At 63.9% G+C, this 11,775-nt stretch carries 7 protein-coding genes and 2 pseudogenes; 1 reads left to right on the top strand and 8 read right to left on the bottom strand.

Annotation, left to right across the window (positions count from 1 at the left end; translation table 11 throughout):
• Window position 1: 1 nt before the first annotated feature.
• From rplC to ACRQ5B_RS09985, 3 genes are all read right to left on the bottom strand, one after another.
• Window positions 2–652 carry a 50S ribosomal protein L3 gene (gene rplC / locus ACRQ5B_RS09995; protein WP_432393591.1) on the bottom strand — a complete coding sequence of 217 codons (651 nt, stop codon included), beginning with the start codon at window positions 650–652 and terminating at the stop codon, window positions 2–4.
• 17 nt (window positions 653–669) lie between these two features.
• Window positions 670–978 carry a 30S ribosomal protein S10 gene (gene rpsJ, locus ACRQ5B_RS09990; protein ID WP_003803825.1) on the bottom strand — a complete coding sequence of 103 codons (309 nt, stop codon included), beginning with the start codon at window positions 976–978 and terminating at the stop codon, window positions 670–672.
• Between the two features lie 260 nt (window positions 979–1,238).
• A complete protein-coding gene (locus ACRQ5B_RS09985; RefSeq protein WP_432398803.1) occupies window positions 1,239–1,550 on the bottom strand; it encodes a hypothetical protein in 312 nt (103 codons plus the stop codon).
• On the opposite strand from ACRQ5B_RS09985, the pseudogene ACRQ5B_RS09980 reads away from it, so the two are divergent.
• Window positions 1,437–2,806: pseudogene (locus tag ACRQ5B_RS09980) on the top strand (GH1 family beta-glucosidase). The gene ACRQ5B_RS09985 and the pseudogene ACRQ5B_RS09980 sit on opposite strands and share 114 nt — an antisense overlap.
• A gap of 105 nt (window positions 2,807–2,911) precedes the next feature.
• On the opposite strand, the gene tuf reads toward ACRQ5B_RS09980, so the two are convergent.
• The 5 genes and pseudogenes from tuf to ACRQ5B_RS09955 all read right to left on the bottom strand — a co-directional run bounded on the left by tuf (window position 2,912) and on the right by ACRQ5B_RS09955 (window position 11,726).
• Entirely contained in the window at window positions 2,912–4,102 is a 1,191-nt protein-coding gene (gene tuf / locus ACRQ5B_RS09975; RefSeq protein ID WP_018760460.1) for an elongation factor Tu, read from the bottom strand.
• A gap of 239 nt (window positions 4,103–4,341) precedes the next feature.
• Window positions 4,342–6,457: pseudogene (gene fusA, locus ACRQ5B_RS09970) on the bottom strand (elongation factor G).
• 69 nt (window positions 6,458–6,526) lie between these two features.
• The gene (gene rpsG / locus ACRQ5B_RS09965; RefSeq protein ID WP_026531948.1) at window positions 6,527–6,997 is read right to left on the bottom strand and encodes a 30S ribosomal protein S7; all 471 of its coding nucleotides are present in this window, start codon (window positions 6,995–6,997) and stop codon (window positions 6,527–6,529) included.
• Window position 6,998: 1 nt separating this feature from the next.
• Window positions 6,999–7,373, bottom strand: coding sequence for a 30S ribosomal protein S12 (rpsL, locus tag ACRQ5B_RS09960; RefSeq protein WP_009358312.1), 375 nt, complete (start codon window positions 7,371–7,373; stop codon window positions 6,999–7,001).
• Between the two features lie 453 nt (window positions 7,374–7,826).
• Window positions 7,827–11,726 (bottom strand): DNA-directed RNA polymerase subunit beta', encoded by a 3,900-nt coding sequence (locus tag ACRQ5B_RS09955; protein ID WP_290255937.1) that lies wholly within the window; start codon window positions 11,724–11,726, stop codon window positions 7,827–7,829.
• Window positions 11,727–11,775 lie beyond the last annotated feature (49 nt).

Here is an 11,775-nt window from a genome sequence, read left to right as displayed (position 1 = left end):
ACTAGGCTCCCTTCACGGCGGTGCGTACGAGGACGACCTGGCCGCGGGCGCCGGGAACGGCACCCTTGATAAGGAGCAGCGACTTCTCGACGTCAACCGCGTGGACCGTGAGGTTCAGCGTGGTGTGACGAACGGCGCCCATGCGGCCGGCCATTTTCATGCCCTTGAAGACGCGGCTCGGGGTGGATGCGCCACCGATTGAACCGGGCTTACGGTGGTTCTTGTGAGCACCGTGGGAGGCTCCAACGCCGTGGAAGCCGTGACGCTTCATAACACCGGCGAAGCCCTTACCCTTGGTGGTGCCGACGACGTCGATCTTCTGGCCGGCTTCGAAGAGCTCAACAGGAAGCTCCTGGCCCAGCTCGTAAGAGTCGGCATCTGCAGTGCGCAGTTCGACGACGTGGCGGCGAGGCGTGACGCCTGCCTTTTCAAAGTGACCAGCCAGCGGCTTGGTGACCTTGCGGGGGTCGATCTGGCCGTAGCCGATCTGAACGGCGACGTAGCCATCAGCCTCTGCGTTGCGCAGCTGGGTGACGACGTTCGAGTCTGCCTGGACCACAGTGACGGGGATGAGCTTATTGTTCTCGTCCCAGACCTGGGTCATGCCGAGCTTCGTGCCCAGCAGGCCCTTTACGTTACGGGTTGCGGTCATAGTCTCTCAGCACCTCCCTACAGCTTGATTTCGATGTTCACGTCGGCCGGCAGGTCGAGACGCATGAGCGAGTCAACAGCCTTGGGCGTGGGGTCGATGATGTCGATAAGACGCTTGTGCGTGCGCATTTCGAAGTGCTCGCGGCTGTCCTTGTACTTGTGCGGAGAGCGGATAACGCAGTACACGTTCTTCTCCGTCGGCAGCGGCACGGGGCCAACTACAGTTGCGCCTGCGCGCGTGACCGTCTCAACGATCTTCCGTGCTGAAACGTCAATGACCTCGTGGTCGTATGACTTCAGCCGGATGCGGATTTTTTGTCCCGCCATGTCGCCTGACTCTCTTTCAGTCTGTGCTTCCCCTGGTTAGGGCTGCCCTGTTCACTTACGTGTTGTGCGGCTGCCGAAGCATTTGAGGTCGTAACCACCACCCGCCGCACAAGCTGAATCCGGATGAATCCGGGTTCCTCAACCTGCCGGCGTAACCGACCCCCGCGGTCGGGCGTGTCGCGCTGTGCACGCGTACTCGTCCGCAAATCCTTGGAGAGTGGGTTATGTTTGGGCTCTTACCTGGACCCTGACACCCGGCATTATCCGGATCGGGACGCGAAAGAGCGCTTGAACAACTCATCTAGTATGCCGGAAATATCAGGCAGACGCCAATTGGCGGGATTTTCGGCCGCCGATCCGTTGCCTTCGGCGCCCGCGCGGACGAGGATGTGGTGATGACCGTGCAGGACTCCGCCGCCGTCCGCGACCTCGCCGAACGCCTCCCCGGAGGCTTCCTCCTGGGTGTGGCCTCCGCGGCCTTCCAGATCGAGGGTGCATTGTCCGCCGGCGGCCGCGGCCCCTCCGGCTGGGATGCCTTCGCCGAGAAGCCCGGGACCATCCAGGACGGCCACTCCCCGCGGTCGCGTGCGACCACTACCACCGCATGGACGGGGACGTGGACCTCATGCGGGATCTCGGTGTCGACTCCTACCGCTTCTCGCTCTCCTGGCCGCGGATCCAGCCGGACGGGACAGGCCCGGTCAATCCGGCCGGCCTGGACTTCTATGACCGGCTGATCGACCGGCTGCTGGCCGCCGGCATCACCCCCATGGCCACCCTCTACCACTGGGACACTCCCCTGCCCCTGGAGCACCGCGGCGGCTGGATGAACCGGGATACCGCCCTGCGCTTCGGCGAGTACGCCGCCGCGGCGGCCGACCGGTTTGGCGACCGCGTCTCCCACTGGGTGACGCTGAACGAACCGGCCTCGGTGACCCTGAACGGCTATGCCCTCGGCGTGCACGCCCCCGGCCGCGACCTGCTGTTCAATGCCCTGCCCTCCGTCCACCACCAGCTGCTGGCGCACGGCCTGGCGGTGCAGGCCCTCCGCGCCGCCGGCATCCCCGGGGCGGTGGGCGTCACCAACCTGCACTCACCCGTGCATCCGGCCAGCGGCTCGTTCCTGGACCGGCTGATGGCCACGGTCTTCGATCTCGCCCTCAACCGGATCTACGCCGACCCGATCCTGCTGGGCCGGTACCCTACGCCTCCGCTGGCGGCCCGGCCCTGGTTCCGCCACCTGTCCCGGGTGTCCGACGCGGATCTGGACACCATCCACCAGCCGCTGGATTTTTACGGGCTGAACTACTACTACCCCGTGCGCGCCGCCGCCGGGCGGGGTCCGGCGGAGAGTCCCGCCGGGACCACGGAAGCGATGGCACGGCTGCCGTTCCACCTGGCCGCTTTCCCCGAGTACCCAACCACCGGCTTCGGCTGGCCGGTGGCGCCTGAGCACCTGGGCACCCTGCTGCGCGGGCTCAAGGACCGGTACGGCGCCGCGCTCCCGCCGCTCTTCATCACCGAGAGCGGCGCCAGCTTCCCGGAGCCGGACCATGTCGACGGGACACTGCCCGACCCGAGCCGCATCGCCTATCTCGAGGGCCACCTGGGCCAGGCACTGGCGGCGACCGCTCCCGGCGGCATCGCCCACGACGTCGAGCTCCTCGGATACTACGTCTGGACGCTGATGGACAACTTCGAATGGGCCGCCGGCTATTCGCAGCGCTTCGGCCTGGTCCACGTGGACTTCGAGACCCTGGAGCGGACGCCCAAGGAATCCTACTACTGGTACCGCGCGCTCAGCCAGGCCCGCCGCCGGGGTACCTGACAGCGCGCGGCCTCTCTTAAAGCAAACAGCCCCGCTGCAGTGCAGCGGGGCTGTTGTGATCGTGGCGGCTCCGGGGAGCCGTTCCGATCGTGCTAGGCCATCAAATTACTTGATGATCTTGGTGACACGTCCCGAACCAACGGTGCGGCCGCCTTCACGGATAGCGAAGCCGAGGCCCTCTTCCATTGCGATCGGCTGGATGAGCGCAACGGTCATCTCAGTGTTGTCGCCGGGCATAACCATTTCCGTGCCTTCCGGCAGGGTGATGACGCCGGTAACGTCCGTCGTACGGAAGTAGAACTGCGGGCGGTAGTTCGAGTAGAACGGGTTGTGGCGTCCGCCTTCGTCCTTGGAGAGGATGTAGACGTTGGCCTCGAAGTCGGTGTGCGGGGTGATGGAACCCGGCTTGACGACAACCTGGCCACGCTCGACATCGTCGCGCTTGAGGCCACGGAGCAGCAGGCCACAGTTCTCGCCGGCCCATGCTTCGTCGAGCTGCTTGTGGAACATCTCGATACCGGTAACCGTGGTCTTCTGGACCGGGCGGATGCCGACGATCTCGACCTCGGAGTTGATGGCGAGGGTGCCACGCTCGGCGCGGCCCGTAACAACGGTGCCACGGCCGGTGATGGTGAAGACGTCTTCGATCGGCATCAGGAACGGCTTGTCGCGGTCACGAACCGGGTCCGGAACGGACTCGTCGACGGCTGCCATCAGGTCCTCAACGGACTTGACCCACTCCGGGTCGCCTTCCAGAGCCTTGAGGCCGGAAACGCGAACGACCGGGGCGTTGTCGCCATCGAAGCCCTGCGAGCTCAGGAGCTCACGAACTTCCATTTCGACGAGGTCGAGGAGCTCTTCGTCGTCAACCATGTCAGCCTTGTTCAGGGCGACCAGCAGGTAGGGAACACCAACCTGGCGGGCGAGCAGAACGTGCTCGCGGGTCTGAGCCATCGGGCCGTCGGTAGCGGCAACCACGAGGATTGCGCCGTCCATCTGGGCAGCACCGGTGATCATGTTCTTGATGTAGTCAGCGTGACCGGGGGCGTCAACGTGTGCGTAGTGACGCTTCTCGGTCTGGTACTCAACGTGGGAGATGTTGATGGTAATGCCGCGCTGACGCTCTTCGGGAGCAGAGTCAATCGAGGCGAAGTCACGCTTCTCGTTGAGAGTCGGGTACTTGTCGTACAGCACCTTGGAAATGGCGGCCGTCAGCGTCGTCTTACCGTGGTCAACGTGACCAATGGTACCGATGTTAACGTGCGGCTTAGTCCGCTCGAACTTTGCCTTTGCCACAGGTTCCTCCTAGAACGTTTTCAAATGACTTACCCTTCGCCCGCGCTTGTCGCGGCCGAAACTCCAGTAAGTCTACTTGGGGGCTTTGGATTGGTGAAATTGCAGATTCAGGAACTAATACTAGTGCCTCGAGCCTGTTCGTGCTGGCGGCCGGACCGGGTCCGGCCGCCGGCACAAGGTGAATCTCCCCTGGAGGAAACGCACCCGAGTTTTTGTCGCAGCTGCGTGCAGTCCGGAGACTACTCGCCGCGGCTCTTCTGGATGATCTCGTCGGCAACTGCCTTCGGGACCTCCGCGTAGCTGTTGAACGTCATGGAGTACACAGCGCGGCCCTGGGTCTTCGAACGCAGGTCACCGATGTAGCCGAACATGCCGGACAGCGGAACGTGTGCGCGAATGACCTTGACGCCCTGGGCATCCTCCATGGACTGCATCTGGCCACGGCGGGAGTTGAGGTCACCGATAACTTCACCCATGTATTCCTCAGGGGTGCGGACCTCGACATCCATCAGCGGTTCAAGCAGGACAGGGTTCGCCTTGCGGGCGGCTTCCTTGAAAGCCATCCGGCCGGCGATCTTGAACGCCATTTCCGAGGAGTCAACATCGTGGTAAGCGCCGTCAATCAGCGTGGCCTTGATGCCGACAACCGGGTAACTCGGCCAGGACGCCGTCGTTCAGTGCATCCTGGATACCGGCGTCAACCGAAGGAATGTATTCGCGCGGAACGCGGCCACCGGTGACCTTGTTCTCGAACTCGTACATCTCGCCCTCGGCGGTGTCCAGCGGCTCGATCGCGATCTGGATCTTTGCGAACTGGCCCGAACCACCGGTCTGCTTCTTGTGCGTGTAGTCGTGACGCTCCACAGCACGCTTGATGGTTTCGCGGTAGGCGACCTGGGGCTTGCCCACGTTTGCCTCGACCTTGAATTCGCGGCGCATGCGGTCCACCAGGATGTCCAGGTGGAGCTCGCCCATGCCGGCGATGATGGTCTGGCCGGTGTCTTCGTTGAGGGAGACCTGGAAGGTCGGGTCCTCAGCGGAGAGCTTCTGGATGGCCGTGGAGAGCTTCTCCTGGTCACCCTTGGTGTTCGGCTCGATGGCAACCGAGATCACGGGCTCCGGGAAGCTCATGGACTCGAGGACGATCTGGTTGGACGCGTCGCACAGGGTGTCGCCCGTGGTGGTGTCCTTCAGGCCGATCGCTGCATAGATGTGGCCAGCGGTAGCGCCGTCAACCGGCATTTCCTTGTTGGCGTGCATCTGGAACAGCTTGCCGATGCGCTCCTTCTTGCCCTTGGTGGAGTTGACCACCTGGGCGCCGGCCTCAACGTGACCGGAGTACACGCGGATGAAGGTCAGCTGACCGAAGAAGGGGTGTGCGGCGATCTTGAACGCCAGAGCGGAGAACGGCTCGTCAGCGGAAGGCTTACGGGTCAGTTCCTTCTCCTCGTCGCGCGGGTCGTGACCGACCATCGGCGGGACGTCAAGCGGGTTCGGCAGGTAGTCCACGACGGCGTCGAGCATCGGCTGGACGCCGCGGTTCTTGAACGCGGAGCCACAGAAGACCGGGTAGAGCTCGGAGTTGATCGTCATCTTGCGGATGCCGGCCTTGAGCTCGTCGATGGTGATTTCTTCGCCCTCGAGGTACTTCTCCATGAGCTCTTCGGAGGACTCGGCAACGGTCTCAACGAGGGCGTTGCGGTACTCCTCGGCCTTTTCCTTGAGGTCAGCCGGGATCTCCTGGATCTCGTACTTGGCACCCATGGTCACGTCGCCCTTGGCATCGCCGGGCCACACCAGGGAGCGCATGTAGAGCAGGTCCACGACGCCGATGAAGTCGTTCTCGGCACCGATCGGCAGCTGCATGACCAGCGGCTTGGCGCCGAGGCGGCTGACGATGGTGTCAACGGTGAAGTAGAAGTCAGCGCCCAGCTTGTCCATCTTGTTGACGAAGCAGATACGCGGAACGTTGTACTTGTCAGCCTGGCGCCAGACAGTCTCGGACTGCGGCTCCACGCCTTCCTTGCCATCGAACACGGCGACGGCACCGTCGAGGACGCGCAGGGAGCGCTCAACCTCAACCGTGAAGTCCACGTGGCCGGGGGTGTCGATGATGTTGATCTGGTTGTTTTCCCAGAAGCAGGTCACGGCGGCAGACGTGATGGTGATGCCGCGTTCCTTTTCCTGTTCCATCCAGTCGGTGGTCGACGCGCCGTCGTGGGTCTCGCCGATCTTGTGGTTCACACCCGTGTAGAACAGGATGCGCTCGGTAGTAGTGGTCTTGCCGGCATCAATGTGGGCCATGATGCCGATGTTGCGGACCTTGCTAAGGTCGGTAAGCACGTCCTGTGCCACGGTGTCTCCCTTTCGGATGGACTGCACGTTCGCCGCCGGCCCGGTTGAGCCGGCGGCGTCCGGGAAGTATTACCAGCGGTAGTGTGCGAAGGCCTTGTTGGACTCGGCCATCTTGTGGGTGTCTTCGCGACGCTTTACAGCGGCTCCGAGACCGTTCGAGGCATCCAGGATTTCGTTCTGGAGGCGCTCGGTCATCGTCTTCTCGCGGCGGGCCTTGGAGTAACCGACCAGCCAGCGGAGGGCCAGGGCCGTGGAACGGCCCGGCTTGACCTCAACGGGGACCTGGTAGGTTGCGCCACCGACACGGCGGGAGCGGACCTCGAGGGAAGGCTTGACGTTGTCCATGGCCTTCTTGAGGGCTGCAACGGGGTCGCCGCCGGACTTGGCGCGGGCGCCTTCGAGGGCACCGTAAACGATGCGCTCTGCGGTGGACTTCTTGCCGTCAACCAGCACCTTGTTGATCAGCTGAGTGACCAGCGGGGAGCCGTAAACGGGATCTAGTACTAGCGGCCGCTTGGGGGCCGGACCCTTGCGAGGCATATTACTTCTTCTCCATCTTTGCGCCGTAGCGGCTGCGGGCCTGCTTACGGTTCTTCACGCCCTGGGTATCGAGGGCGCCACGGACGATCTTGTAGCGGACACCCGGGAGGTCCTTCACACGGCCGCCGCGGACGAGCACAATGGAGTGCTCCTGCAGGTTGTGGCCAACACCGGGGATGTAAGCGGTGACTTCAACGCCACCGTTGAGGCGCACACGGGCAACCTTACGCAGAGCCGAGTTCGGCTTCTTCGGGGTGGTCGTGTAGACGCGGGTGCAAACACCGCGGCGCATCGGGCTGCCCTTAAGCGCGGGAGCCTTGGTCTTCGAGACCTTAGGCGTGCGGCCCTTGCGGACCAGCTGGTTAATCGTAGGCACTCTCGTGTTCTCCGTTTTATCCGGAACGGCCGTTGGCGGCCGCTCTCTTGTCGCTGCGCCCCGCCGCTCGAGCTTTGAAGTGATCTCCAGAGCAGCTGAGGCGAAGCCTTAATAGTCGGACCGCACACCGGGGCCGGCGGACTCACGTCCGGAACTGCCCCTAGGCATGCGAAAATGTGGCATACGTTGCACAAGAACCCTGCAAACCGGAAACGTCGTCTCGGTTCATCCTCAGCCTGAAGCTGTTTCCTGAACCGGCGCACTCATCCACTGCCACAATAACAATTAGTCTCCAGTCTACCACGGGCGGTCCCCAGCCCTTAATCGGCGCGGAAACCGGGCCCCTCGGACCATCGGAAGACGGCGTAAGGCGCTTAAAGGGAACGGTCCCCCACCGTGAGGTGGAGGACCGTTCCAGAGACCTGTTACCGGGGCGGCGGACCGCCCGGCAGGTTAGCGGAAGTCGCTGCCCAGGTCGTAGTCATCCAGCGGGATGGCGTGGAACTCAGGAGCTCCGTCGCCGCCCAGGGAATCGTAGGAGAAGTCACTGAACGCGCTCGGGCCGGTGAAGAGGTTGGCCTTCGCTTCCTCGGTCGGTTCGACCGTGACCTCGGTGTAGCGCGGGAGACCCGTGCCGGCCGGGATCAGCTTACCGATGATGACGTTCTCCTTGAGGCCCAGCAGCGGATCGCTCTTGCCTTCCATGGCCGCCTGCGTCAGGACGCGGGTGGTCTCCTGGAACGAAGCTGCGGACAGCCAGGACTCGGTGGCCAGGGAGGCCTTGGTGATACCCATGAGCTCGGGACGGCCGGAGGCCGGCGTCTTGCCCTCGGAGACCACGCGGCGGTTCGCGTCCTCGAACCGGCTGCGCTCGGCGAGCTCGCCGGGCAGCAGGTCGGATTCACCGGACTCGATGACCGTGACGCGGCGCAGCATCTGGCGGACGATAACCTCGACGTGCTTGTCGTGGATACCGATGCCCTGGCTGCGGTACACGCCCTGGACCTCGTCCACCAGGAACTTCTGCGCGGCACGGGGACCCATGATGCGCAGAACCTGCTTGGGGTCGACCGGACCGTTGATCAGCTTCTGGCCGACGCTGACGTGGTCGCCGTCTTCGATCAGGAGACGGGAACGGCGCAGCACCGGGTAGGCGATTTCTTCGGAACCGTCATCCGGGGTGATGACCAGACGCATCTGGCGCTCGGACTCTTCGATGGTGATGCGACCGGCTGCCTCGGCAATCGGTGCGACACCCTTCGGGGTACGGGCTTCGAAGAGCTCCTGGATACGGGGCAGACCCTGGGTGATGTCGTCGCCGCCGCCGGCGGACACAGCACCACCGGTGTGGAACGTACGCATGGTCAGCTGGGTACCGGGCTCACCAATGGACTGTGCGGCGATGATGCCGACGGCCTCGCCGATGTCCACGGTCTTGCCGGTGGCCAGCGAACGGCCGTAGCACAGGGCGCAGGTACCGACGCTGGACTCACAGGTGAGTACGGAGCGGACCTTGACCTCGGTGATGCCGGCCGCGAACAGCTCAGCGATGACCACGTCGCCGCAGTCGGTGCCGGCAGCCGCCAGGACCTTGCCCGAGGAATCAACGACGTCCACGGCCAGGGTGCGGGCGTAGGCGCTGTTCTCCACGTTCTCGTCCAGGACCAGCTCGCCGTTGGCGTCAGCCACGGCAATCGGGGTGACGAGGCCGCGTTCGGTGCCGCAGTCCTCTTCACGGACGATGACGTCCTGCGAGACGTCCACCAGACGACGGGTCAGGTAACCCGAGTTGGCGGTACGCAGTGCGGTATCGGCCAGACCCTTACGGGCACCGTGCGTGGCGATGAAGTATTCCAGCACCGACAGGCCCTCGCGGTAGGAGGACTTGATCGGACGCGGGATGATCTCACCCTTAGGGTTGGCCACCAGGCCACGGATACCCGCGATCTGACGGACCTGCATCCAGTTACCACGGGCACCGGAGGACACCATGCGGTTGATGGTGTTCATCGGCGACAGGCTGTCACGCATCGCCTGGGCGATCTCGTTCGTGGCCTTGTTCCAGATCTCGATCAGTTCCTGGCGACGCTCGTCGTCGTCGATCAGGCCCTTGTCGTACTGGCCCTGGATCTTCGCGGCCATGGTCTCGTAACCGGCCAGCAGCTCCGGCTTGGAGGCCGGAACCTCGATGTCGGAGATGGCGACGGTAACGCCCGAGCGGGTGGCCCAGTAGAAACCGGCATCCTTCAGGTTGTCCAGCGTTGCCGCGGTGACGACCTTCGGGTAGCGCTCGGCGAGGTCGTTGACGATCCGGGACAGCTCGCCCTTGTCGGCAACAGCCTCAACCCACGGGTAGTCCGCGGGCAGCGTCTGGTTGAAGATGACCTGGCCCAGGGAGGTCTCGACCAGTGCGGTCTGACCCTGCTCCCAGCCCTCCGGGGCTTCCCAGCCGGCGTAGGGCACGAAGCCGTCAAGACGGATCTTGATCTTGGAGTTCAGGTGCAGCTCGTGCAGGTCGAACGCCATGATGGCCTCGGAGATCGAGGAGAAGATCCGGCCTTCGCCCGCCGAACCCACACGCTTGGTGGTCAGGTGGTAGAGGCCGATGATCATATCCTGCGACGGCAGGGTCACCGGGCGGCCGTCGGACGGCTTCAGGATGTTGTTCGAGGACAGCATCAGGATCCGGGCTTCGGCCTGGGCTTCGGGGCTCAGCGGCAGGTGCACTGCCATCTGGTCGCCGTCGAAGTCGGCGTTGAAGGCGCCACAAACCAGCGGGTGAAGCTGGATGGCCTTGCCTTCGACGAGCTGCGGTTCGAACGCCTGGATGCCGAGGCGGTGCAGGGTAGGTGCACGGTTCAGCAGCACCGGGTGCTCGGTGATGATCTCTTCGAGAACGTCCCAGACCTGCGGACGGTAACGCTCGACCATGCGCTTGGCCGACTTGATGTTCTGGGCGTGGTTGAGGTCAACCAGGCGCTTCATCACGAACGGCTTGAAGAGCTCCAGAGCCATCTGCTTGGGCAGGCCGCACTGGTGCAGCTTCAGCTGCGGGCCGACGACGATGACCGAACGGCCGGAGTAGTCGACGCGCTTGCCGAGGAGGTTCTGGCGGAAACGACCCTGCTTGCCCTTGAGCATGTCGCTCAGGGACTTCAGCGGGCGGTTGCCCGGTCCGGTGACCGGACGGCCGCGGCGGCCGTTGTCGAACAGGCTGTCGACGGCTTCCTGAAGCATGCGCTTCTCGTTGTTGACGATGATCTCGGGGGCACCGAGGTCCAGAAGCCGCTTGAGGCGGTTGTTGCGGTTGATCACGCGGCGGTACAGGTCGTTGAGGTCGGAGGTCGCGAAGCGGCCACCGTCCAGCTGGACCATCGGGCGCAGTTCCGGCGGGATCACCGGGACGGCGTCCAGCACCATGCCCAGGGGGCTGTTGTTGGTGGTCAGGAACGCGTTGACGACCTTGAGGCGCTTGAGGGCACGGGTCTTGCGCTGGCCCTTGCCGTTGGCGATGATGTCGCGCAGCAGGTCGGACTCGGCCTGCATGTCGAAGCTCTCGAGGCGCTTCTTGATGGCTTCGGCACCCATGGAGCCCTCGAAGAACATGCCGTAGCGGTCACGCAGTTCGCGGTACAGGCCCTCGTCACCTTCGAGGTCGGCGACCTTGAGGTTCTTGAACCGGTCCCAGACCTGCTCGAGGCGCTCGATGTCGGCGTCGGCACGCTTGCGCACGTTCGCCATCTGGCGGTCGGCGGAGTCGCGGGCCTTCTTCTTGTCGGCAGCCTTCGCGCCTTCGCCCTCGAGGCGTGCGATTTCGCCTTCGAGGTCGCGGGCGATCGCGGCGATGTCGGCGTCGCGGTTGTCGATCAGCTGCTTCTTCTCGATGTCGTGCTCAACCTGCAGGTTGGGCAGTTCCTCGTGGCGGGCATCGGTGTCGACGCTGGTGATCATGTAGGCGGCGAAGTAGATGACCTTTTCGAGGTCCTTCGGAGCCAGGTCAAGGAGGTAGCCCAGACGGGACGGAACACCCTTGAAGTACCAGATGTGCGTGACCGGGGCGGCCAGCTCAATGTGGCCCATGCGCTCACGGCGGACCTTGGCGCGGGTGACCTCAACGCCACACCGCTCGCAGATGATGCCCTTGAAGCGCACGCGCTTGTACTTACCGCAGTAGCACTCCCAGTCGCGGGACGGGCCGAAGATCTTCTCGCAGAAGAGGCCGTCCTTCTCGGGCTTGAGCGTGCGGTAGTTGATGGTTTCCGGCTTCTTAACCTCGCCGTAAGACCAGCCGCGGATGTCTTCCGCGGTGGCGAGGCCGATCTGCATGAGGCCGAAGGAGGATTCGCTGGACATATGGTCCCTGTTCTCTCTTGTTCTCTAAATTCTGAAGTCTTGGGTTACG

Source organism: Pseudarthrobacter sp. L19 (assembly GCF_050859435.1).
In the GTDB taxonomy this organism is placed as follows: Bacteria; Actinomycetota; Actinomycetes; order Actinomycetales; family Micrococcaceae; genus Arthrobacter.
The sequence above is the reverse complement of the archived record's forward strand: the minus strand, read 5'-3'. Positions and strand labels throughout refer to the sequence as shown.